Genomic DNA, 22,517 nt, shown 5'->3' on the forward strand with positions numbered 1-22,517 from the left:
TTTGTGTGCTACTAAGTATTTATAAATCAACGATTTTATATTTACACTCTGAATTGCTGCGCTAGTGTACATAGGATCTTATTGTGAAAGCGCCTGACCATGCCGCCGATTGCCGACCATCCCCTGCGCTATACTATGGCGAATGAATTGCATGCGCGGCCATTTCCGGCAGTGGGCGCGCCCAGCCGTGCGGCCTATCTTGCGATCAAGCCAGCCAGCAACGCGGCGGGCCGTGACCGTGCGGCGGACCGCGCGCATCTGATCGACCTGCTGGACCGGTTCGGCGCGCAGCATCCGCAACCCGATGCCACGCATTATTTTGGCACCATCGGCAAGCATCAGCTGAAATGGGAAAGCCATACCGAATTCGTGACCTACACGGTCTTTGGTGACGGCGTTGCCGCGCGCCCTTTTGAAGCCGCCACCTTTGACGTCTTTCCCGACGATTGGCTGTCCAAGGCGCCGGGCACGCGCGTGACATCCGCCCTGATCCGGATCGAGGTTGTCGATGGTGATGACGGCATCGTTGAAAAAGCGAAGGATTGGTTCGTGCCGGAAAGCCTTGCGATCAGCCGGGTCGTGGAAAACGATCTGGTGATCGCGGGCGATTTCCGCATCGATACCGCAGGGCATATGCGCTTTGCGGTTTTCGCGCGCCCGCATGTCGATGACCGCAGGATCGGCCGTGTTGTCCAGCGCCTGTGTGAAATCGAAACCTACAAGGCGATGTCGATGCTGGCCTTGTCCAAGGCGCGCTCGCTTGGGCCGAAGATGGCGGAATTCGACCAGATCCTGACCAGCCTGCTGGAAGACATGCGCCTGCCGATGGCCGACGCCGCCAAGGTGCTGCAATCGCTGTTGCAGGTCTCGGCCGAGATCGAAAATACGATCGCGCAGACCACATTCCGGTTCGGGGCGGCGGGGGCCTATGAAACCATCGTCAACCAGCGCATTTCAATCCTGCGCGAGGAACGCTTTGCCGGTCGCCAGACATTCGGTGAATTCATGATGCGCCGTTTCGATCCCGCGATGCGCACCGTCAAATCCACCGAGGCACGGCTTTACGCAATGTCCGAACGCGCGCTGCGTGCGGGCGATCTGTTGCGTACGCGGGTCGATGTGGAACGCTCGGCGCAGAATCAGGAATTGCTGACCAGCATGGACAAACGCGCCGATCTGCAACTGCGCCTGCAACGCACCGTCGAAGGGCTGTCTGTCGTCGCGATCAGCTATTACGCGGTCAATCTGGCGCTTTACATGGCCGCCCCGCTTGAAGCAGCGTTCGGTATTACCAAACCAGTGATGACAGCCGTTGCCACGCCAATCGTGTTGCTGCTGGTCTGGACCCTGGTCAGCCGGATTCGCAAACGGATGGAATGACGCAGGCTTGCCAGAGCCTTGGCAAGTGATACGATCCGCGCAACACGGGGGGGGATCACATGCGTCTGGTTTTGGGTTTTGCTGTGATGGCGGGCAGTGCGGCAGCGCAGGATGTGCCGCCGCCGCTGACGGATACGGATTTCAAGCCAGTCGACCTGATCGAGGCAGAGCTGGGTCAGCTGTTGTTCTACGACCCGATCCTGTCAGGCAACCGCGATGTCTCTTGTGCAACCTGTCACCACCCGGCTTTTGGCACGAGCGACGGGCTGTCTCTTGGTATGGGCGATGGCGGCATGGGGCTTGGCCCCAACCGTGTGGCCGATGCGGCCAATATGCCCGAACAGCGGATTCCGCGCAATTCACCCGCCTTGTTCAATCTGGGCGCGCACGAATTCAGCGTGTTGTTTGCCGATGGCCGGATCGAGGTGGACCCTGCCCGCCCCGGCGGCCTGCGCACACCGCTGGCCGATGACATGGTGGTGGGTTTTGCGTCGCTTTTGTCGGCGCAAACGATGTTTCCGGTGCTGTCCGCCGATGAGATGGCCGGCCATTACAGCGAAAACGACGTGGCCCAAGCTGTGCGGCGCGGCATGATCACGGGGCAGGGCGGGGCCTGGGACATTATCGCCCAACGCGTCGCGGATATACCGGCCTATGGCGATGCCTTCATTGCCGTTTATGACCATATCGACAGCCCCGAGCAGATCGGGTTCACCGATATATCCAACGCTGTCGCGGCTTTCATGGAACTGGAATGGCGCTCCGATAACGCGCCCTTTGACGCGGTCCTGCGTGGCGAGGCGACATTGCCCGAACCCGCCGCCACCGGCATGGCGCTGTTTTATGGGGAGGCGGGCTGCGTGTCCTGCCATGCCGGCCCTTTTCTGACCGACCACCAGTTTCACGCGATGGGCGTGCCGCAGATCGGGCCGGGCAAGGCCGAGCGGTTCGAAAGTCACGCCAGCGATCTGGGCCGGTTCCGTGTCACGGGTGATCCGGCGGATATGTATGCCTTTCGCACACCCAGCCTGCGCAATGTGGCGCAGACCGGCCCTTATGGCCATTCGGGGGCCTATGCCGATCTGCGCGATTTTCTGGTCGCGCATCTTGATCCGGTGGCGGCATTGCAGGTCTATGATCTTGACCGTGCGTTGTTGCCCGACCTGCCGGTCGATGACAGCCGCGGACTTGCCGATAGTGCCGCGATTGCCGCGGCGGTGACGGTTGCGCCGGTCACGGTGGACGATGCCGCCGTTGATGCCTTGCTGGCCTTTCTGGACAGTCTGACCGATCCTGATGCGCAGGCAGGCGTTCTGGGTATCCCCGATGCGGTGCCAAGCGGCCTAACTGTCGCGCGGATGCCCGAAGGTTAGGGGTGCATTCGCCTGCACCTGATGCGTGCTTTGCGCCCCGTCGGGCCATGTCACGGTCACTGTCGCGCTATCCGCATCGCCCAGACCGAAATGCAGTGGCAGTGCCTTGCCGCCCGCATGGCCGCCGCCGATGGTGTTTTGCTGGCTCTGCGTCGTGGCGTCTGTCACGACCGTGACCACAGCGCCAATGGCATGCTGGTTGCCGCCTGATTGCGTCAGCGCCACGGTCAGCCAATTGCCGGTGTCTGTCGTGACGTTGCGGTAAATCTCTAACGGTGCGCGGCGGTTCACGACGATCAGGTCCAACCGCCCGTCACCGTCGAAATCGGCCAAAGCCGCACCCCGTGACCGCGCCGTTGTGGCGACGCCTGCGGTCTGGGCTGCCTCGACAAAGGTGCCATCGGGCTGTTGCATCAACAGATTGTTGGGGTCCGCCATCGCCAGCCCCGGCATCTGGTCCACATTTCCCTTGGCGATGAACAGATCGGCGCGGCCGTCATTATCCACATCGGCAAATTCCGCGTGCCAGCCGGTGGATGGCCGCCCGTCATCGCCGGTATGCGGGCGATGGGCATAGGTCCCGATACTAAAGGGCGCATTGGCATAGGTGCCGTCAGGCTGGGCCACCTGCATCAGTTGATCCCCCATCGAAGTCAGCATGACCTCGTCGCGCCCGTCTCCGGTCAGGTCGCGGCTGGCGATCCCCATCCCCCAGAGCGAGACCTGTTTCCAGTTATCTTCAGGCCCGAGAAAGCGTTGGTCCTCGATATCCCACATCTGTTCATAGCCACCGCGCACATAATATTGGCGGTCGTTCGATATCCGCAAAGTGGATCGCTTACGCGCATCCTTGGCGGCAAGGATCGACAAGGGGCAAAAGCCGGGCGTCAGCGCCGTGCTTTGGTAGCTGCCTTGCGGCGAGGGGCGCAAAATCTGGTTGGCGTCGCAGGCCTGGAATGGGCCGTCGGGATTGGCGCGGTCCACATAATTGCCGACGGCCATGACAGGATAGCCGTCATCTTCCCACCATGCCGAAAAAGCTGTGGACCATGCGTCATCCGCAGGCAGCGGGAAACCGGTCTCGAAGCCACAGGCCCCGCTGCCCAAAAGCACCTGATTTTGCCCGACCCGCAACACGAATAGATCCATATGTCCATCGGCGTTGATGTCCACAGGATACGCACCTGTCACGCCGGACATGTCCGGCAAGCCGACAGGTTGAAAGCGAAAGTCGCCAGCGTTCACGAAAAGGGCTGCGGGGTTTTCGCCGCCGGCTGCAAAAATATCGGGCAATGTGTCGCCGTTGCAGTCGAAGACAGCGACACCGCCGCCGACAAAATGTTCCCATCCGCCGCCATAGACATGGGCAGGCAGGGCGTCCGACCGATTTTCGAACACAGGTTGCGCCGTTGCAGGCATGGCCATCAGGCACAGGACCACAAACCGGATCATGCCCGCGCTTCACCCAAAGCTGCGTCCGTGACGGCCGCCAATGCCAAAGCAGTGGCACCCCGCGCCCACACCAGATCACCCCATGCATGGGTTTCAATACGGCACGGCGCGCGCCCCGATGTCAGCGTCAGTTTTTGCATTTCGGCAATCACCTCGTCGGCGTACAGGTAATCGTATTGCATCCGCTCGCCAGACAGAATGATCAATTCAGGATCGAAAAGCTGGATGACATTCGACAGACCCACCGAAAGATAGCGCCCCGCGCGGCGAAAGATCGTGCGCGCAGCCTCGTTCCCGGATTTCGCCTGCGAGAACAAGGCATCAAGCATCGCATGCGCGCTTTGCTGATTGCGCGGATTGCGGTGCAGGGCGGTCGCGGCTTCGCGGGCAAGGGCATAATCGGCCAGATACGCTTCAAGACACCCACGCTGGCCACACCGACACAGCGCGCCGTCAAGCTGCACCTTTGTATGGCCCAACTCGAGCCCCATCCCGCGCGATCCCCGAAACAGCCGGTTATCCAGCACCAGCCCCATACCGACACCATGTTCGATCGTGACGACCGCGAAATCCGACATCGACCGCCCCGCGCCAAACCACAGTTCGGCAAGGGTCAGGACGTTGGAATCATTGTCCACCAGCAGCGGCACACCGAAACGCCCGACAAAGGCGGTCTGGAAATCCGTATCCCGTCCGCTCAGCAAAGGGGACCACGCGACCATGCCTGAGCTGTGGTCAACCAAACCCGACAACCCGACACCCACCGCAGAAATATCCGACAGCGACTTGCCCGCCGCTTTCAGTACCAGATCCATCAAGGCGTCGATTTCTTCTAGAATCGCATCCATGGATTTGCGCGTAGGCAGGGTCGCCAAGGATGCATCGGCCAGCATCTGGCCTGCGAAATCTGTCAAAACGGCGGAATGAACCTCGTCTGACAGTTTAATTCCGATGACGTAGCGGCCTTCTGGGACCACTTCCAACGCGACGGGCGGGCGTCCACGGCCCAATTCGCGCGTCAGCCCCTCGACCTCGCGCAGCAGGCCGGCGGTGATCAGGTCAGCGGTCAGTGTCGTCGCCGATCCGGCACTGATTCCCAATGCGCGGGTCACATCTGTACGGGCCGCACGGCCTTCTGCGCGGACATGTTCAAAAATCTGCTGGCGCAACGGTTTGCTTTCACCATGGGTGGCTGGCAGCAGCGGGCCGCACCCAGCTGGGGCGGGCGATTCGTCGCTTTGCGATGAGATAACGTCGTACATAATTTACGGCCTGAATTATTAATGACCAGAGACCGAGTGGTTTACGGGTATTTTCAAAGTCTGCCCAATTTTTCCGCGGTCGAAAAGCGAAATTTTCTAATTTTCGGCAATTTTTATTTTGACAACTGAATTAAATTTGGCATTTTGGCTTTCGTGGGGTCAAAAACCCGCGCCCTCAGTGCATGGGGGCACATCATTGGGAGGAAAACATGCATAAATCCATTCTCGTCGCGGCAATTGCCGTGGTCGGTTTCAACTCGGCTGCTCTGGCAGAGGGTATGCGCGTTGGCGTATCCTGGGCCAGCTTTCAAGAAGAGCGCTGGAAAATCGATGAAGCTGCCATGGTCGCTGCGATCGAAGCCAACGGCAACACCTATGTGTCCGCCGATGCGCAGTCTTCTGCGGCAAAGCAGCTGACAGACATCGAAGCACTGATGAGCCAAGGTGTTGATGTCCTGATCATTAACGCCTGGGACAAAGATGCGATCGGGCCTGCTATCGACGCAGCCGCCAACGAAGGCATCCCTGTCATCGGTTATGACCGTCTGATCGAAGATGACCGCACATTTTATCTGACATTCGACAATGTCGGCGTTGGCCGGATCATCGCGCAATCCGTTCTGGATGTGCAGCCTGAAGGCAATTACGCCATCATCAAAGGTGACCCAGGTGACCCGAATGCCGGTTTCTTGTTGCAGGGCATGATGGAAGTCATCGGCGACAGCGTGAATTCGGGTGCGATCACCATCGTGGGCGAAGCCTTCTCTGACGCGTGGAAGCCAGAAAGCGCGCAGCGCAACATGGAGCAGATCCTGACCGCCAACAACAACAACGTTGATGCGGTTCTGTCCCAGAACGACGGCATGGCCGGCGGTGTTGTTGCAGCGCTGAGCGCGCAGGGTCTTGTGATCCCGGTTGGCGGTCAAGACGGTGATTTGGCTGCGATCAACCGCGTTGCACGTGGTTTGCAGACAGTGTCTGTCTGGAAAGACGCCCGTGCATTGGGTGCGGCTGCCGGTCAGATCGCGTCTGATCTTGCAAGCGGGACAGCCATGGCGGCCATCGACGGTGCTGGTGTCTTCTCGAACGGTGAGAAGGGGATCCCTGTGAACGCGATCCTGTTGGACCCGACACCTTTGACACGCGACAACCTGAATGTTGCAATCGACGCAGGCCACATCTCGAAAGCGCAAGCTTGTGAAGGCGCAATCGCTGGCGTTGCCGGCTGCGAATAAGCTGTGAATTGACCGGCGCCCGGCACAAACCGGGCGCCGGTCTTTTATTTGCCTGCATGTCAGTCTGGCCAACAGCCACGTCCAGACGCAGTGACAGCCGCCGCATTTTCATTGCCAGATAGAGTTGCGGTTGCTTGGCCAATGCAACATGGGAACAAGAGTATGACTGATACGACCGAGGCCTCTGACGCCTCTGCTGAAACCAAAAGCGGCCAGCAAGACCTAGGGCTGATAGGCAAGTTTCTCAAAGGAACGGAAATTGATACCCGCCTGTTGGGGATGTTTGGCGCGCTTGCCTTGATCTGGTTCGGTTTTCATATCTACGGCGCGGTTTTTAACGGGTTCGGCGCCATGTTGACGCCGCGCAATCTGTGGAACCTGTCGGTGCAAACCTCGTCGATTGGCATCATGGCGACAGGGATGGTGCTGGTGATTGTGACCCGCCACATTGATTTGTCTGTGGGCGCGCTGTTGGGCGTGACCGGCATGACGATGGGGATCGTTCAGGTTGAAATCTTGCCGCAATATCTGGGCCTGGGTCATCCGTTGATCTGGATCGTCACCGCGACCATCGGCATACTGATGGGGATGACGATTGGTGCATTTCACGGCTGGTTGATTGCCTATCGCGGGATCCCGGCCTTTATCGTCACGCTGGGCGGGCTTTTGGTGTGGCGGGGCGCGGCATTTCTGGCGAATAACGGCAAAACGATTTCGCCTGTGGATTCGACCTTCCAGCTTTTGGGTGGCGGTCCATATGGCACGATTGGCGCGACGGGCAGTTGGGTTGTAGGGATTATCGTTTGCATTGCCATCGTCTGGATGATGGTTTCAAGCCGTCGCAGTCGCCAGAGACACGGCTTTGCTCAGCGCCCGATCTGGGGTGAACTGACCGTCGGCGGCACGTCATGTGCGCTTGTCATCGGATCTGTCCTGTTGGTGAATTCCTATCCGTGGCCACGCGGCATCGTGAACCAATATGCCGCTGCGAATAACATCACCGTTCCGCCCGAAGGTCTTTTCATCAGTCATGGCTTTGCCATTCCTGTTCTGATCCTTGTGGTTGTCGGGATATTGATGACCATTCTGGTCAAGCGCACGCGGTTTGGCCGCAATGTGTTTGCCATCGGTGGAAACCCCGAAGCGGCAGAGCTGGCAGGCATTAACGTCAAATGGATGACGATGCGCATCTTCATGTTGATGGGGTCATTGGCGGGACTGGCCGCTGTTGTGGCCTCCGCGCGTCTGAATTCTGCGACAAACGCCTTGGGCCTGTTGGACGAACTCTATGTGATCGCCGCAGCGGTGATCGGCGGTACATCACTGGCGGGTGGCATTGGTACGATCTATGGCGCAATTCTGGGTGCCCTGGTGATGCAAAGTCTGCAATCGGGCATGGTCTTGATCGGTTTTGATACATCCGTGCAGCAGATCGTCGTTGGTTCGGTTCTCGTGCTCGCTGTCTACCTCGACAATCTCTACCGCAAAAACGTCAAGTAAGGGGACCTTTTGATGACTGATTTACGTTCAGGGACCCCGCTGGTTGAAATGCGGAATATCTCGATTGCCTTTGGCGGCATCCGTGCTGTCGATGGGGTGTCGCTCGATCTTTATGCTGGTGAAGTTGTGGGCCTTCTAGGCCACAACGGAGCGGGCAAATCCACGCTGATCAAGTGCCTGTCTGGCGCCTATCAGGCCGATAGTGGCGAGTTCTGGATCGAAGGCAAGAAAGCCCAGATTACCAGCCCGCGTGATAGCCGGAATTTGAATATCGAGACGATCTATCAGACCTTGGCCTTGGCCGATAATCTGGACGCCGCGAGCAATCTGTTTCTGGGGCGCGAATTGACGACCCGGTTTGGGTTTCTGGATGATGCCAGCATGGAAGCTGAAACCCGCAGGATCATGGCGCAGCTCAATCCGAATTTCAAAAAGTTCAAAGAGCCTGTCAGCGCGCTATCGGGTGGCCAGCGTCAATCGGTGGCAATTGCGCGCGCGGTCTATTTCAACGCACGCATCCTGATCATGGATGAACCGACAGCGGCTTTGGGCGTCCACGAAACGGAAATGGTCGCTGATCTGATCAAAGAGCTGAAGAACCAAGGGCTTGGGATATTCCTGATCAGTCACGACACCCGCGAAATGATGGACTTGTGTGACCGTGTGGCCGTGATGAAAAACGGTCAGTTGATCGGCAACGAACGTGTCGAGGATGTGACCGAGGATGATATCCTGTCGATGATCATCATGGGAAAAAACCCCAAAAAACAACAAAACTGATATGTATATTGGTCTTGATCTGGGAACGTCGGGTCTCAAGGCTGTTCTGATCGACGACGCGCAGGCCATCTTGGCCGAGGCGACGGCCCCATTGCAGGTCGCACGCCTGGCGCAGGGGTGGTCCGAGCAGGCACCGTCCAGTTGGTTAGATGCGGCAGATGCCGTGATGCAGTCTTTGGCGGCGCAGGTTTCGCTGGGCGCTGTCCGCGGTATTGGCCTGTCGGGGCATATGCATGGTGCGACCTTGCTGGATTCAAGTGACGCGGTGCTTCGCCCGTGTATCTTGTGGAATGATACGCGTTCCGCCGTTGAGGCGGCTGAACTGGACGCCGACCCGCGGTTCCGCGCGCTGACCGGCAATATCGTCTTTGCGGGCTTTACCGCGCCGAAACTTGTCTGGGTGGCGCGGCATGAACCCGCGATTTTTGCCCGTGTCGCCCGTGTGTTGCTGCCGAAAGATTACCTGCGCCTGTGGCTGACGGGCGAGGCTGTGGCCGAAATGTCGGACGCTGCTGGCACCAGCTGGCTGGACGTGGCCAAGCGCGATTGGTCCGATGACCTGCTGGCCGCGACCGGCCTGACCCGCGCGCAGATGCCGCGATTGGTGGAAGGCTCGGACGTGTCGGGGCAGCTGCGTGATGCATTGGCGACCCGTTGGGGCCTGCCGCATGGCGTGGTCGTTGCGGGCGGCGGTGGTGACAATGCCGCCAGCGCCGTGGGTGTCGGTGTGGTCAAGGCGGGCGATGCCTTTGTCTCGCTGGGCACATCCGGCGTGCTGTTCGCGGCCAGCGATGCCTATCAGCCCGATGCTGCATCTGCTGTGCATACCTTCTGCCACGCTTTGCCCGACACATGGCACCAAATGGGTGTGATCCTTGCCGCGGCCGATGCGCTGAACTGGTTTGCGCGTGTGGCGGACAAACCCGCCGCCACGCTGACCGCTGATCTGGGGGCCTTGCAGGCGCCGGGCAAGCCGCTGTTTCTGCCCTATCTGGGCGGGGAACGGACCCCGCATAATGATGCCGCGATCCGTGGCGCGTTTTTGCATCTGGATCACGCGACTGACAGCGCGGCCATGGCGCGTGCCGTGTTGGAAGGTGTCACCCATGCGATCCGCGATTGCCATGACGCGCTGGCCAGCACCGGCACCAAGATCACCCGCCTGATCGCCGTCGGCGGCGGGTCGCGGTCGGATTACTGGGTGCAGGCGATTGCCACATCGCTGGACCTGCCCATCGCCCTGCCTGTCGCGGGTGATTTCGGCGGGGCCTTTGGTGCCGCCCGTCTTGGACTGATGGCCGCGACGGGGGCAGGGGCCGAAGTGGCAACCGCCCCGAAAATCGCCCGCATGATTGAACCCGACACCAAATTGACCGCGGCCTTTTCGCAGGCCCATGCGCGCTATCGCGCGAGCTATACCGCTCTGAAAGGACTATCATGACCGATTTCTTCAAAGGCATCCCCGCCATCACCTATCAGGGGTCGGACAGCGACAATGACTTCGCCTTCCGCCATTACAACCCTGATGAGGTGGTGATGGGTAAGACGCTGAAGGATCATTTGCGCTTTGCCGCTGCCTATTGGCATTCTTTTGCATGGCCGGGTGGTGATCCGTTCGGCGGGCAGACATTCGACCGGCCATGGTTCGGCGACAGCATGGATGCAGCCCGCATGAAGGCCGATGCCGCGTTCGAGATGTTCCAGATCTTGGGCGTGCCCTATTTCTGTTTCCACGACGCCGATGTGCGCCCTGAAGGAAATAGTTTCGCGCAAAACACCCGCAATCTGGAAGAGATCGTCGATTATTTCGCAGCCAAGATGGAAGCGACCGGCGTCAAACTGCTCTGGGGTACGGCGAACCTGTTTTCGCATCGCCGGTTCATGGCAGGTGCGGCGACGAACCCTGACCCTGATGTATTCGCGTTTTCTGCTGCCACGATCAAGACCTGCATGGATGCGACCATGAAACTGGGCGGCGAAAACTATGTCCTGTGGGGCGGGCGCGAAGGCTATGAAACCCTGCTCAACACCGACATGGGCCGCGAACGTGCGCAGGCGGGGCGGATGTTGCAGATGGTCGTCGATTACAAGCACAAGATGGGCTTCAAAGGCGCGATCCTGATCGAACCAAAGCCGCAGGAGCCGACCAAGCATCAATATGATTACGATGTCGCCACGGTTTACGGGTTCCTCAAGGAGTTTGGCCTTGAAGGCGAGGTCAAGATGAACATCGAACAGGGTCATGCTATTCTGGCCGGCCATTCGTTCGAACATGAACTGGCGATGGCGCGCGAATTGGGGATTTTCGGGTCCATCGACATGAACCGCAACGATTATCAATCCGGTTGGGATACCGACCAGTTTCCCAACAATGTGCCGGAAATGGCGCTGGCCTATTACGAGGTGCTGCGCGCCGGTGGTTTCACCACGGGTGGGACCAATTTCGACGCCAAATTGCGCCGCCAGAGCCTTGATGCAGAGGATCTGATTCTTGCGCATGTGGGCGGCATGGATGCCTGCGCTGCGGGGCTGAAGGCGGCAGCGGCGATGCTGGCGGATGGCAAGCTCGAATCCGCGCGCGATGCCCGTTACGCTGGCTGGGACACAGAGGCTGGCCGCGCGTTGCTGGCCAGCGATCTGGATGCGATCACCGCCAAGGTGATGGCGCAAGCGATCAACCCCGCGCCACGGTCGGGCCGTCAGGAACGGCTGGAAAATCTGGTGAACCGCTACCTGTGACCTTGTAAATCCGGCAGGTAAGGTGGATCATGATCCACCTTACGCAGGCCGAAAAGAGGTCCGATATGAACGATATGCACAGCACTGCGCGGCGGCTGTTTGACGCTGGTGTGCAGGCCGCTGATCCGGTGGCGGCGGTGACGCGCCATCTGGATGATCTGCCTGCGCCGGCGCTGATCGTGGCCGTAGGCAAGGCCGCGCGCGGTATGGCGCAGGCAGCCTTGTCGCGCTTTGCACGTGTGCCAGCTATCGTCGTGACCAATTACGAAAACGCCCAGCCGCTGGACGGGGCAGCGGTGTTTGCCGCGGGTCATCCGGTGCCGGATGAAAGCGGCGCAAAAGCGGCGCTGGCGGTGATCGCGGCGTTGCGCGCGGCCCAAGGCCCGGTGCTGGCGCTGATTTCGGGCGGTGGATCAGCCTTGCTGCCCGCCCCCGCAGGCGCGCTGACATTGGCCGACAAGATCGCGGTGAACAGGCTGCTTCTGGCCTCAGGCCTTGATATCCGCGCCATGAACCTGATCCGCCAGCAATTGTCCGATATCAAAGGCGGCGGGTTCCTGCGCCATGCGGCCCCCAACAACGTCACCGCATTGATCCTGTCCGATGTCGTGGGCGACGATCTGAGCGCGATTGCCAGCGGGCCGACTGCGCCGCCCATTGGCACAGCGGCACAGGCGGTGACAATGTTGCGCGATGCAAACCTGTGGGACCGCGTGCCGCCATCGGTGCGTGATCATCTGGCGCAGGCGCGCCCCGCGCCGGACCTGCCTGCCGCACGCAACATCCTGATCGGATCGAACAGGCAAAGCGTTGCCGCCATGGCGCAGGCGGCGGGCGTGGCGCATGTGATCGCCGCACCCGTCACCGGCGACGTGGCCGATGCCGCGAAACTGATCTGCGATCAGGCGCGCCCGGGTATCACGCTTTGGGGTGGCGAGACGACGGTCATGCTGCAAGGCACAGGACGTGGTGGGCGCAATCAGGAACTGGCGCTGCGCATCGCGATCGCCGCCGCAGACCGCGGCTGGGGTGACTGGACCTGTCTGCAAGCAGGCAGTGACGGGCGCGACGGGCCAACCGATGCCGCTGGCGGGATTGTGGATCAGGACAGTCTGGGCAAGATTGCGGGTCTGGCAGCGCTTTTGGCCAATAATGACAGCTATGCTGCCTTGGCGCAGGTGGATGGTCTGTTGCTGACCGGCGCGACCGGCACCAATGTTGCCGATCTGGGTGTGCTGATCCAGCGTGGGTGACGCGCGCCGCGCGGGGAGTATTTGCAACAAAGCGAGGCGGAAAGAATGGCGCAGGACGACACGTGGCTGGACAGGTTTGCCGGGCTGGCGCGGCTGGAGCCCACGATCAAGGCGCAGCTTTTGGCGCGCAGCGCGGTTGTGGTGGCACCTGCAGGCACGGTGATTTTTGGTCCCGGCAAATCGCCGGAAAACATGCTGTTCTTGCTTGCGGGCACGGTGCGTGTCCAGCAAGTGTCTGACACCGGCCATGAGATCGTGCTGTACCGGATCGAGGCTGGCGAAAGCTGCGTGCTGACCACGGCCTGTTTGCTGGCCTATGATGATTATGCCGCCACGGGCATTGCCGAAACCGATGTGCGGGCTGCCGCCGTGCCGCGCGATGTGTTCGACGATCTGGTCGCGCAGTCGAAATCCTTTCGCAATTTTGTTTTTGCCGCCTTTTCCAAGCGGATCACCGATCTGTTCTTGATGATCGACGAGGTTGCGTTTCAGCGGATTGATGTGCGGCTTGCCGACAAGCTGTTGAAATTGTCGCATGGGGATGACCGGATCGCCACGACGCATCAGAAACTGGCCGTCGAATTGGGCACCGCGCGCGAAGTCGTGTCGCGCCAATTGCAGGAATTCCAGCGCCGCGGCTGGATCGCGCAGGCGCGCGGGGTCATCATGATTGCAGATCGTGCAGGATTGCAAGATGTGGCGCGGCATCACGGCTGACCATTGGGTCTGTGACAATATCACCGACACAGGTGGGGCGATTGCGCTAGACCTTTGGCAGCTTGAACAAGGAGCCTTTGAAATGACCGTCAATGTTGGCGATATCGACCGAATGATCCGTGGCACCCTGGGCATTGTCCTGCTGGCGCTGCCTTTCATCGGTGGCGTGGCAGTGTTTGACAGCCTGCTCGCAACGATCCTATCTGTCGTGGTAGGCTTGGTGATGCTGGGGGTCGCCGCAACGCGGTCTTGCCCGCTCTACACCGTTCTTGGCATGCGTACCTGCAAGGTCTGATCTTGCGCTCACCTTTCCGCTTGCTGCGCTTGCAAGCGGCCCAACTGGCCAGAAATTCATGAATACCCGTTTGATCCGCTACCTGCCCATTCTGTCATGGGGGCGGCACTATACCCGTTCCGACCTTGGCAATGACCTGACCGCCGCCTTTATCGTGACGATCATGCTGATCCCGCAATCGCTTGCCTATGCGCTGTTGGCGGGGTTGCCGGCCGAGGCGGGGCTTTATGCCTCGATCGTACCGATCATGCTCTATGCCGTGTTCGGCACCAGCCGCAGCCTGGCCGTGGGGCCGGTTGCTGTGGTGTCGCTGATGACGGCGGCCGCCCTGAGCAATATCGTCGAACAAGGCACCATGGGCTATGCCGTGGCCGCCCTGTCGCTGGCGGGGTTGTCGGGGGTCATTCTGGTCGCGATGGGGCTGTTCCGGCTGGGGTTTGTGGCGAATTTCCTGTCGCATCCGGTGATTGCGGGGTTCATCACTGCCTCGGGCATCATCATCGCGGCCAGCCAGTTGAAACATATCCTTGGGATCAGTGCGGAGGGGCATAACCTGGCCGAACTGGTGGTGTCGCTGGGCCGTAATCTGGGGGGGATCAACTGGATCACCGCGCTGATCGGCGTGCTGGCGACGGGGTTTTTGTTCTGGGTGCGCAAGGGGTTGAAACCTGTGCTGACCAAGCTGGGCCTTGGTGCGGGGCTGACGGGGTTTCTGGTCAAACTGGGACCGATTGTTGTGGTCGTGGCGACCACGGCGGCGGTCTGGTACTGGGGACTGGACGCGCGCGGCGTCAAGATCGTGGGCGCTGTACCACAAAGCCTGCCGCCGTTCACGCTGCCATCCTTTTCGCCAGCTTTGCTGCAGCAATTGCTGCTGCCGGCCTTTCTGATCTCGATCATCGGCTTCGTGGAATCGATTTCCGTCGCCCAGACACTGGCCGCCAAAAAGCGCCAGCGGATCGACCCCGATCAGGAACTGATCGGTCTGGGGGTCGCCAATATCGGCGCATCGCTCACGGGTGGCTTTCCGGTGACGGGCGGATTTTCGCGCTCTGTCGTGAACTTTGACGCAGGGGCTGCAACACCGGCTGCGGGGGCGTTCACCGCCGTGGGGCTGGCGATTGCGGCACTCGCGCTGACGCCGCTGATCTACTTCCTGCCGACCGCGACCTTGGCCGCGACGATCATCGTGGCGGTACTGAGCCTTGTGGATTTCTCGATCCTCAAACGCAGCTGGGCCTATAACCGTGGTGATTTCGCGGCTGTCGCCACGACGATCCTGCTGACGCTAGCCTTGGGGGTCGAGGCGGGGATTTCCGCAGGTGTCCTTTTGTCGGTGCTGTTGCATCTGTACCGGTCGTCCAAGCCGCATATCGCCGAGGTGGGCCAAGTGCCGGGGACCGAACATTTCCGCAATATCCTGCGCCACAAGGTCATCACCCATCCCAGCATCGTGACCCTGCGGGTGGATGAAAGCCTGTATTTCGCCAATGCCCGTTATCTGGAAGACCGGATTCAGGCCCGCGTCGCGGGGGACAAAGAGGTGCGCCACGTCATCCTGCAATGTTCGGCGATCAACGAGATTGATTTCAGCGCGCTGGAATCGCTGGAGGCAATCAACGACCGCCTGCGCGAGATGGATGTCAAACTGCATCTGTCAGAGGTGAAAGGCCCGGTGATGGACCGGCTAGCCGAACAGCATTTCCTGCATCAGCTGACGGGCCGCGTGTTCCTGTCGCAATATGACGCGGTACAGGGGGTTTTGGCGTAGGGCGGGGTTCACCCCGCCGCCACGAAAATAGGTCGGGGAGAACCCCGACCTACAGTCGTGATCAGTTCAGATCGGATGCATAGCCTGCAGCCATCTCGGTCTCGACCTGTGCGACAGCCTCTTGCAGGGCGGTCAGCATATCGGGGCCGCCTTGGACATTGGCGCTGAACCACTCATAGACCGGCTGTGCGGCTTCGGCGAACATCGCCTTTTCTTCGGGGGTCGGCACGTAGAGATCGCCGCCACCGGCTAGAAACGCCTCATAAGCGGCAATGGATTTACGCTTGGGCGAGGCGAAGGTCGCCTGCTGAAGTGCTGCAAAGCCGTCAACCACGACGCGGCGCAGATCCTCTGGCATTGCAAGGAAAGCGTCGTTGTTCATCCACCACAGCGCACCCATGTAGGAATGACCGTCCAGTGTCAGATATTGCAGACCGGCATCGGGGAATTTCATGTTCATGATGTCGGTGATGCCGTTGGCGGTGCCTTCGACCACGCCGGTTTGCAGCGATGTGAACAATTCGGGCCACTGGATCGGGGTCGCGGATGCGCCCATCGCCTCGACCAGCTGGATCGGCAGGTCGGCCACGACCGTGCGCAGCTTCAGCCCTTGCAGATCGGCAGGGGTTTGGACGCGGCGTTCGGTATTGGCAAAGTTGCGCCAGCCGCCGGTATTGCCGATGGTCATCAGGCGGATCGTGTTGTCGCTGTCAGCCAGCGCCATATCGCGCATGGTGCGCACGAAATCGCCTTGCAGCACAGCCTCGGCCACGCGATCAGAGGACATCAGATAGGGCAGGTCAAGCACCTGCACATAAGGGAAAATCCCCGCTGCCCCGCCCGAAGTCGAGATATAGACGTCGATAGAACCCTCGGACACGCCTTCGAGACATTCCTCGCCCGTGGCGCAAAGCTGCGTGCCGATGAACAATTCCACCGCGATGCGTCCGTTGGAGGCCGCTTCGACATAATCCTTGAACACGACCAGACCGTCATAATCTTCGTCATCGGTGTTGGAATTGGCGGTCGCGCGGATTGTGAAATCCTGTGCGGCCAGGGCCATCGGCGTGACAAGCACGGCGGCGGTCATGGCAAGTTGGGTCAATTTTTTCAGCATGGTATCCTCCCTGTGGATGCTGGTGATTACTGTATCGGCACGGGGCTGATACAGGCGGAAAAGCCGACATCCGGGGCACAGCCCAGAAATCCGGCCAGATATGGCACCGTCATCGAAATGGCGGGGACATAGGTAATCAGGAAAATGACGGCGATTTCCACCGCCAGAAACGGCAGAATGGCGCGGGCGATGGTTTCCACCCGTTCGCCCGACACGGTCGAAGCCACGAACAGCACCAGCCCCATGGGTGGTGTAGCCAGCCCCACGGTCAGGTTCACGCTCATGATGATGGCGAAATGCACCGGATGCACGCCCATATCGACAAAGATTGGTCCAAGGATCGGCCCCAGAATGATGATCGCCGGCCCCGCATCAAGGAACATGCCGACGACGAACAACAACACGTTGATGAGAAACAGAAGGACAAGCGGATTCTCGGACAGCGACAAGATATAATCCGACAATATCTGCGGTGCATATGACAAGGCCACGACAGTCTTGAACGCGACAGCGGCCCCGACCAGCAACAGCACCGCCGATGTGGCGATGGCCGAGCGTGTCAGCACGCCGGACAGATCGCTGAATTTCATCGACCGCAGCACAAAGAACGACACGATCAGCGCATAGGCGACAGCAATGGCCGAGGCTTCCGTCGGGGTGAAGACACCCACAAGGATGCCACCCAGAATGATGATCGGCGTTTGCAGCGGTGCGACCGCCTTTTTGCAGACGATGCGGAAATCGGATGTGACCCGCTTGCGATAGCCCATCAGGATGAAATGTGACGCGACCAGCAGGGCGGCGAACACGACCCAAAGGTTCAGCGCATGCACGGTGTCGCCCGCATCATTCACACGCGCCAGCCCGACAGGGCCAGCGATGAAGGAATAGAGCGCCATCAAAAGCCCCGCGAGATTGATCCGCAGCAGGGCAAAGCTGACCCAATATTCCACCGGCGTGATGGTCTGGTTTTTATGGACGATCCGTTCGGCCTTGGGCAGGTCGTACCGGTCGGCCATCAAGCGGACCATGACCATCAGCCCGACACCCACGAGAATCCCCGGCACGATGCCTGCCAGAAACAGGGACGCGACGCTTTCGCCCATCACATAGGCATAGATGATCATGATGCCTGATGGCGGGATGATCGGCCCGATGACTGAACTGGCCGCGGTGATCGCGGCGGCAAAGCGGCGGGTATAGCCGTTCTTTTCCATCGCGGGGATCATGGTGGACCCGATCGCGGATGTATCGGCCACAGCCGACCCTGACAGGCCCGCGAATAGCATCGAGGACAGGATGTTCACATGCGCCAGCCCGCCGCGCATATGGCCCATAAAGGCTTGGGCGAATTCCACCAACCGCATGGTGATGCCGCCACGGTTCATGATCTCGCCCGCCAGCATGAAGAACGGCAGCGCCATTAGCGGGAAACTGTCCATACCGTTGTAAAGGTTGCGGTAAAGCCCTGCCACCACGTTGCGGGTGTCGCCTTCGGCCATGATCATGGCAAAAGGGGCGGCCATAAGCGCAAAAACCACCGGAAGGCCGATCAGGATCAGCATCAGGAACAGTGGCAAAAACAGGATCAGCATTATTCAGCCCCCGCGATCTCGGTCTGTTTGAACGATGTCAGCCGGTCACCTTGCCCCAAAAGCGTGATGACCTGCCGCAGCATCAGTTCGACATTGACTGCAATCAGCAGGCTGACCCCGACCCAGAGCGAGGCATATTGGTAATTATTCTGGAACCGCGCGCCGCATTTGCCGATTTCGATCCCGAAGGGCCATTGCAGCGACGACGAACAGCCGCGCCCCGAGAGCGTCAGCAGATGATTGTTAAGCCCGCGTTCCCAGGCGATCACCAACACCCAGAGTGAAATCGCCAGCAGCAGCAAGCCCAAAAGACCCGCCAGCAAACGGGGCAGGGCGCGTTCGAGCATGTCGATCGCCACGAAGCCGCCGATCCGGTAGGCCAGCGGCGCCATCAGCCCTGTCATCCAGAGCATCCCGAACCGCGCGCCTTCTTCGGTCCAGTTTGGTGCATCGCTGAGCACATAGCGGAAAAATACCTGTCCGAGGATCAACGCCACCATCACGGCAAGCGCCACCACCGCGATCAGCTTGCCTATGGCAAGTACCGCGGTGTTGAACCGCTCGAGCGGCCACAAGATACCAAACAGGACCGACATCGGCTCCTCCCCTGTTTTGTTACGCTTTCGGGGCGCTGCCCCCTTGCCCCTGCGGGGCAATTCCCCCGGGATATTTTTTACTCTGAAGATGGTGGATGGTGTGGTGCGAAGGTTCCGTATTGGCCGCCATGAAAGGTCAGGGGCTGGCCTTCGGTGTGATGGGCTTTGGTCACGCGGCCGACGATGATGACGTGATCGCCTGCATCATGGCTGGTTTCGAGATTGCATTCGAACGTGGCAAGTGCGCCTGCGATGATCGGCATGCCGCAATGCGACAGATGCGTTGGCACATTGCGGATTGCTGTCTTTGACTCGAGGATGGCCGCGCAGATATCGCGCTGGTCGGCGGCCATGACATGGATCGCAAAGCGCCGCGCGCCTGCAAAATGCTCAAAGCGCTTGGAGGATTTCGCCGGCGACCATAACACCAGCGGCGGGTCGAGCGAGACGCTGGCAAAGCTGTTGGCGACGATCCCGATCGCGCCTTCGGGGCTATCTGTGGTGATGACGGTCACGCCGGTCGTAAAGGACCCGAGGGCCGTACGAAAACGGGTGCTGTCGGTCTGCGGGTCGAATGTCTGGGGCATTAGGGGACTTCCTGGCCAAGGGCTGCGGTATAAAGTTTGAACCAGGTCTCACGGTCCATCGTGACTTTCAATGCGTCAGATAGGGTTTTGATCCGGCCAATCGCATTGGTGCCCATCACAGGCATGATCCGGGCGGGATGCGCCAGCAACCATGCGACGGCAACGGCTGCGCTGTCCACAGCTTGTTCAGCGGCCACGGCGGCAAGTGCGTCCTGCACAGCCCCGGTGCCGGTCATCAGCGCGCCGCCGCCAAGGGGCGACCACGCCATGATCGGCACGCTGCGTTCTTGCAGATAGGCGACATCGCCATTGGTGAACCCTTGATGGGCCGTCAGCGACAATTCGATCTGGTTGGTGATCAGCGGCGTTTGCATCGCCGATTGCAGCAGGGTCCAGTCATGCTGTTTGAAATTGGACACGCCGACACTGCGCACCTTGCCGGATGCGACCAGCGCATCCAGCGCCGCCCCTGTGTCGTGATGGTCCATCAGCGGGTCGGGCCGGTGGATCAAAAGCGTGTCGATCCGGTCCACCCCCATCAGCCGCAGCGAATGATCGACCGAGGCCGTCACATGCGCCGCTGACGTGTCATAATGTTTCACCCCCGCCCCGGCATAGCGCCCGGCAGAGACGATGATATCGCATTTGGTGACAATCTCGATCTGGTGTTTCAGCGCGGGGGCTGCGCGCAGCGCATGGCCCATGATTTCTTCGGCCATGTAGCCGCCATAGATATCGGCCTGATCCATCGTGGTGATGCCCTGGGCCAGGCAGGTTTCGATCTTGGCCTGCACATGTTTGGGGCTGGTGTCGGTATCATCGCCCAGCCGCCACATGCCATAGATGATGCGGCTGAAGGAAAGGTCATTGGTGATCTGGATGCGTTGCATTAGCGGCGTTGTCCTATGCCCAAGGGCGTGGCTGGTGTTGCGGTTGGCACGCGCCCATAGGCATGCGGCAGCGAGCAGGTTTTCAGATGTGGCATCACCCGTGCGCCGAAATGTTCGGCCTCGGCGATATGCGGATAGCCTGAAAAGATGAAAGCACGGATGCCCATTTTCTGGTAGTCTTCGATCTTGGACAGGATCTGGTCGGTTGATCCGACCAAAGCCGCCCCGCAGCCCGACCGCGCGCGGCCAATGCCAGTCCAGAGCCCCGGTTCGGTATAACCGAATTGATCCGCCAGTTCGCGCGCGCGCGATTGATGCGCCACCCCAAGGCTGATGCTGTCGTGGGCGCGGTCGCGGATCAGCTTGCCGTATTCGTCGTCAAGCTTGCTGGCGATATAATCGGCATAGTCCTTGGCCTCGGCCTCGGTATCGCGCACGATCATATGCACGCGCAGCCCGTAATCCAGCGTGCGCCCATGGGCGGCGGCCCTTGCATGGACATCCTTCATCCGCTGCGCCAGCACATCGCGGGTTTCGGGCCACATCAGATAGACATCGCATTGCGCGCCGCAAAGTTCCAAGGCATCGGGCGAATAGCCGCCAAAGTAAAGCAGCGGACCGCCGTTTTGCTGATAGGCGCGGGCGGGGTCGGTAGGCAGTTTGCTGATCTGGTAGATTTCGCCGTCATGGCTGACCTCGTCCTGCGTCCAGCATTTACGCAGGATTTCCACGACCTCGTGGCTGCGCCTGTAGCGGTATTTGCTATCGGCCACTTCACCGGGGAAATCGGAGCTGATGACGTTCAGCGTCAGCCGCCCCTGCAGCATATGGTCCAGCGTGGCAATCGTGCGCGCCAGCATGATCGGCTGCACCTCGCCACAGCGGATGGCGGCAAGGAAATTGATCTTGTCGGTCAAGGGCGCCATGCCGGCCACGAAAGACAGCGTGTCTTGCCCGACCTGATAGGACGATGGGGCAAGTATGTTGCGGAACCCCTGCGCCTCGGCGGTCAGGGCGATGTCGCGGCAATGGTCCCATGACGACCGCAGATCGCCGTCCGGCACGCCCAGAAACTGGTAATCATCCGAACAAAGGGCGGAAAACCAGGACACCTCTGCCGCATCAAGATCGGCGCTGGTGACGGGCACGACGCTCATTGATTCCCCTCCCAAGGACGTTGTCTTTGCACTTGCGTAGCATGGCCAGATATGTGCAACAATAGTGTATCAATTAGCTGGCGCGCCGGGGAGGGGCAGGGCCATGGCGACACCCTCTGCCTTGCCGAAATTCGTGCAGCTGAGCGAAATGCTGATCCGCGAAATCGCTGCCGGACATCTGGCCGATGGCGCGCGCCTGCCCCCCGAACGCGAGATGGCAGAGACTTTGGGCGTTGCTGTCGGCACATTGCGCAAGGCGCTGGCCGATGTCGCGGCCAAGGGGTTACTCCAGCGCGTTCAAGGGTCTGGCAATTATGTGCGCAAGCTCGAGGCGGTCGATTCCGTTTACGCCTTTTTCCGGCTAGAGCTGAAACGCGGCGGCGGTTTGCCCACGGCGCAGGTGCTGTCGGTCGATCTGTTGGCAAAACCTGCGGATGCACGGCCATTCGGCGAACATGCGCAAGGGCACCGGATCAGGCGCTTGCGCTGGTTGGGGGGCGTGCTGGTCGGGCTGGAGGAAATCTGGCTCGACGGGGGCTATGCGCCCGCCATCGGGCCACAGGACCTGATCGATTCGCTGTATCTGTTTTACCGCGACCGGCTCGGGCTGGTGATCGCGGCGGCCGAGGACCGGATTGGTGTCGCGCCTTTGCCCGACTGGACGCCGCCCGATTTTCATCTGCCGCCAGGGGCAGTGGCCGGTTACATCGAACGCAATTCATATCTGGCAGGCCGCGTGCCTGTCGAGTTTTCGCGCACCTGGTTCGATGCGGACCGGGCGCAATATATCTCGCGCATGGGAAAAGGGTGAACGACGT

At 60.3% G+C, this 22,517-nt stretch carries 20 protein-coding genes; 12 read left to right on the plus strand and 8 right to left on the minus strand.

Annotation, left to right across the window (positions count from 1 at the left end; all coding sequences use genetic code 11):
• Positions 1-99 precede the first annotated feature (99 nt).
• Positions 100-1,380 (plus strand): DUF3422 family protein, encoded by a 1,281-nt coding sequence (locus ACPF9B_RS03570; protein ID WP_007205348.1) that lies wholly within the window; start codon positions 100-102, stop codon positions 1,378-1,380.
• A gap of 59 nt (positions 1,381-1,439) precedes the next feature.
• Positions 1,440-2,753 carry a cytochrome-c peroxidase gene (locus tag ACPF9B_RS03575; RefSeq protein WP_424179279.1) on the plus strand — a complete coding sequence of 438 codons (1,314 nt, stop codon included), beginning with the start codon at positions 1,440-1,442 and terminating at the stop codon, positions 2,751-2,753.
• Here the strand turns inward: ACPF9B_RS03575 and ACPF9B_RS03580 are convergent.
• Both ACPF9B_RS03580 and ACPF9B_RS03585 read right to left on the minus strand, forming a co-directional pair.
• Positions 2,724-4,205: a CRTAC1 family protein gene (locus tag ACPF9B_RS03580; protein WP_424179281.1), complete on the minus strand. Its 1,482-nt coding sequence runs from the start codon at positions 4,203-4,205 to the stop codon at positions 2,724-2,726. The genes ACPF9B_RS03575 and ACPF9B_RS03580 overlap by 30 nt on opposite strands.
• Complete coding sequence (locus ACPF9B_RS03585) at positions 4,202-5,467, minus strand: ROK family protein (RefSeq protein ID WP_007205345.1); 1,266 nt, start codon at positions 5,465-5,467, stop codon at positions 4,202-4,204. Before ACPF9B_RS03585 ends, ACPF9B_RS03580 begins: the two co-directional genes overlap by 4 nt.
• A 209-nt stretch (positions 5,468-5,676) precedes the next feature.
• Here ACPF9B_RS03585 and ACPF9B_RS03590 point away from each other — a divergent pair, with 209 nt between their 5' ends.
• The 9 genes from ACPF9B_RS03590 (at position 5,677) to ACPF9B_RS03630 (ending at position 15,757) form a co-directional block, all read left to right on the plus strand.
• On the plus strand, positions 5,677-6,702 hold the full coding sequence (locus ACPF9B_RS03590) for a substrate-binding domain-containing protein (protein WP_040483182.1): 1,026 nt from the start codon (positions 5,677-5,679) through the stop codon (positions 6,700-6,702).
• A 162-nt stretch (positions 6,703-6,864) separates the two neighbouring features.
• A complete protein-coding gene (locus ACPF9B_RS03595) occupies positions 6,865-8,202 on the plus strand; it encodes a sugar ABC transporter permease (protein WP_007205343.1) in 1,338 nt (445 codons plus the stop codon).
• Between the two features lie 12 nt (positions 8,203-8,214).
• Positions 8,215-8,982, plus strand: a complete 768-nt coding sequence (locus ACPF9B_RS03600; RefSeq protein WP_213394094.1) for an ATP-binding cassette domain-containing protein — start codon at positions 8,215-8,217, stop codon at positions 8,980-8,982.
• Between the two features lies 1 nt (position 8,983).
• A complete protein-coding gene (xylB, locus tag ACPF9B_RS03605; RefSeq protein ID WP_424179285.1) occupies positions 8,984-10,423 on the plus strand; it encodes a xylulokinase in 1,440 nt (479 codons plus the stop codon).
• Positions 10,420-11,721 carry a xylose isomerase gene (gene xylA, locus ACPF9B_RS03610; RefSeq protein ID WP_424179288.1) on the plus strand — a complete coding sequence of 434 codons (1,302 nt, stop codon included), beginning with the start codon at positions 10,420-10,422 and terminating at the stop codon, positions 11,719-11,721. Before xylB ends, xylA begins: the two co-directional genes overlap by 4 nt.
• Positions 11,722-11,750: 29 nt before the next feature.
• Entirely contained in the window at positions 11,751-12,974 is a 1,224-nt protein-coding gene (locus ACPF9B_RS03615) for a glycerate kinase type-2 family protein (RefSeq protein WP_424179290.1), read from the plus strand.
• Between the two features lie 45 nt (positions 12,975-13,019).
• Entirely contained in the window at positions 13,020-13,691 is a 672-nt protein-coding gene (locus tag ACPF9B_RS03620) for a Crp/Fnr family transcriptional regulator (protein ID WP_007205338.1), read from the plus strand.
• Positions 13,669-13,986, plus strand: a complete 318-nt coding sequence (locus tag ACPF9B_RS03625; protein ID WP_424179292.1) for a YgaP family membrane protein — start codon at positions 13,669-13,671, stop codon at positions 13,984-13,986. Before ACPF9B_RS03620 ends, ACPF9B_RS03625 begins: the two co-directional genes overlap by 23 nt.
• 58 nt (positions 13,987-14,044) lie before the next feature.
• Positions 14,045-15,757, plus strand: coding sequence for a SulP family inorganic anion transporter (locus tag ACPF9B_RS03630; protein WP_424179294.1), 1,713 nt, complete (start codon positions 14,045-14,047; stop codon positions 15,755-15,757).
• A gap of 61 nt (positions 15,758-15,818) precedes the next feature.
• Here the strand turns inward: ACPF9B_RS03630 and dctP are convergent, their stop codons facing one another.
• The 6 genes from dctP to ACPF9B_RS03660 form a co-directional block, all read right to left on the minus strand.
• Entirely contained in the window at positions 15,819-16,874 is a 1,056-nt protein-coding gene (gene dctP, locus ACPF9B_RS03635; RefSeq protein WP_007205335.1) for a TRAP transporter substrate-binding protein DctP, read from the minus strand.
• 26 nt (positions 16,875-16,900) lie between these two features.
• Complete coding sequence (locus tag ACPF9B_RS03640; protein ID WP_424179297.1) at positions 16,901-18,469, minus strand: TRAP transporter large permease subunit; 1,569 nt, start codon at positions 18,467-18,469, stop codon at positions 16,901-16,903.
• Positions 18,469-19,065, minus strand: a complete 597-nt coding sequence (locus tag ACPF9B_RS03645) for a TRAP transporter small permease (RefSeq protein WP_007205333.1) — start codon at positions 19,063-19,065, stop codon at positions 18,469-18,471. Before ACPF9B_RS03645 ends, ACPF9B_RS03640 begins: the two co-directional genes overlap by 1 nt.
• Before the next feature lie 77 nt (positions 19,066-19,142).
• Positions 19,143-19,652 carry a flavin reductase family protein gene (locus ACPF9B_RS03650; RefSeq protein WP_007205332.1) on the minus strand — a complete coding sequence of 170 codons (510 nt, stop codon included), beginning with the start codon at positions 19,650-19,652 and terminating at the stop codon, positions 19,143-19,145.
• Positions 19,652-20,542, minus strand: coding sequence for an aldo/keto reductase (locus tag ACPF9B_RS03655; RefSeq protein ID WP_007205331.1), 891 nt, complete (start codon positions 20,540-20,542; stop codon positions 19,652-19,654). Before ACPF9B_RS03655 ends, ACPF9B_RS03650 begins: the two co-directional genes overlap by 1 nt.
• Complete coding sequence (locus ACPF9B_RS03660) at positions 20,542-21,699, minus strand: LLM class flavin-dependent oxidoreductase (RefSeq protein WP_424179300.1); 1,158 nt, start codon at positions 21,697-21,699, stop codon at positions 20,542-20,544. Before ACPF9B_RS03660 ends, ACPF9B_RS03655 begins: the two co-directional genes overlap by 1 nt.
• A gap of 103 nt (positions 21,700-21,802) precedes the next feature.
• Here ACPF9B_RS03660 and ACPF9B_RS03665 point away from each other — a divergent pair, with 103 nt between their 5' ends.
• Positions 21,803-22,510: a GntR family transcriptional regulator gene (locus ACPF9B_RS03665; RefSeq protein ID WP_007205329.1), complete on the plus strand. Its 708-nt coding sequence runs from the start codon at positions 21,803-21,805 to the stop codon at positions 22,508-22,510.
• The last annotated feature ends 7 nt before the right edge of the window (positions 22,511-22,517 follow it).

This window comes from Yoonia sp. TsM2_T14_4 (assembly GCF_049602355.1).
GTDB lineage: Bacteria > Pseudomonadota > Alphaproteobacteria > Rhodobacterales > Rhodobacteraceae > Yoonia > Yoonia vestfoldensis_A.

What these genes read in the sequence shown, in the direction of transcription:
- ACPF9B_RS03630 (WP_424179294.1), top strand. Translation starts at nt 14,045, where the DNA reads ATGAATACCCGTTTGATCCGCTACCTGCCCATTCTGTCATGGGGGCGG.
- ACPF9B_RS03655 (WP_007205331.1), bottom strand. Translation starts at nt 20,542, where the DNA reads ATGCAACGCATCCAGATCACCAATGACCTTTCCTTCAGCCGCATCATC.
- ACPF9B_RS03625 (WP_424179292.1), top strand. Translation starts at nt 13,669, where the DNA reads ATGTGGCGCGGCATCACGGCTGACCATTGGGTCTGTGACAATATCACC.
- ACPF9B_RS03665 (WP_007205329.1), top strand. Translation starts at nt 21,803, where the DNA reads ATGGCGACACCCTCTGCCTTGCCGAAATTCGTGCAGCTGAGCGAAATG.
- ACPF9B_RS03595 (WP_007205343.1), top strand. Translation starts at nt 6,865, where the DNA reads ATGACTGATACGACCGAGGCCTCTGACGCCTCTGCTGAAACCAAAAGC.
- ACPF9B_RS03590 (WP_040483182.1), top strand. Translation starts at nt 5,677, where the DNA reads ATGCATAAATCCATTCTCGTCGCGGCAATTGCCGTGGTCGGTTTCAAC.
- ACPF9B_RS03570 (WP_007205348.1), top strand. Translation starts at nt 100, where the DNA reads ATGCCGCCGATTGCCGACCATCCCCTGCGCTATACTATGGCGAATGAA.
- ACPF9B_RS03650 (WP_007205332.1), bottom strand. Translation starts at nt 19,652, where the DNA reads ATGCCCCAGACATTCGACCCGCAGACCGACAGCACCCGTTTTCGTACG.
- ACPF9B_RS03600 (WP_213394094.1), top strand. Translation starts at nt 8,215, where the DNA reads ATGACTGATTTACGTTCAGGGACCCCGCTGGTTGAAATGCGGAATATC.
- ACPF9B_RS03645 (WP_007205333.1), bottom strand. Translation starts at nt 19,065, where the DNA reads ATGTCGGTCCTGTTTGGTATCTTGTGGCCGCTCGAGCGGTTCAACACC.
- ACPF9B_RS03660 (WP_424179300.1), bottom strand. Translation starts at nt 21,699, where the DNA reads ATGAGCGTCGTGCCCGTCACCAGCGCCGATCTTGATGCGGCAGAGGTG.
- ACPF9B_RS03580 (WP_424179281.1), bottom strand. Translation starts at nt 4,205, where the DNA reads ATGATCCGGTTTGTGGTCCTGTGCCTGATGGCCATGCCTGCAACGGCG.
- xylB (WP_424179285.1), top strand. Translation starts at nt 8,984, where the DNA reads ATGTATATTGGTCTTGATCTGGGAACGTCGGGTCTCAAGGCTGTTCTG.
- ACPF9B_RS03620 (WP_007205338.1), top strand. Translation starts at nt 13,020, where the DNA reads ATGGCGCAGGACGACACGTGGCTGGACAGGTTTGCCGGGCTGGCGCGG.
- dctP (WP_007205335.1), bottom strand. Translation starts at nt 16,874, where the DNA reads ATGCTGAAAAAATTGACCCAACTTGCCATGACCGCCGCCGTGCTTGTC.
- xylA (WP_424179288.1), top strand. Translation starts at nt 10,420, where the DNA reads ATGACCGATTTCTTCAAAGGCATCCCCGCCATCACCTATCAGGGGTCG.
- ACPF9B_RS03615 (WP_424179290.1), top strand. Translation starts at nt 11,751, where the DNA reads ATGATCCACCTTACGCAGGCCGAAAAGAGGTCCGATATGAACGATATG.
- ACPF9B_RS03575 (WP_424179279.1), top strand. Translation starts at nt 1,440, where the DNA reads ATGCGTCTGGTTTTGGGTTTTGCTGTGATGGCGGGCAGTGCGGCAGCG.
- ACPF9B_RS03585 (WP_007205345.1), bottom strand. Translation starts at nt 5,467, where the DNA reads ATGTACGACGTTATCTCATCGCAAAGCGACGAATCGCCCGCCCCAGCT.
- ACPF9B_RS03640 (WP_424179297.1), bottom strand. Translation starts at nt 18,469, where the DNA reads ATGCTGATCCTGTTTTTGCCACTGTTCCTGATGCTGATCCTGATCGGC.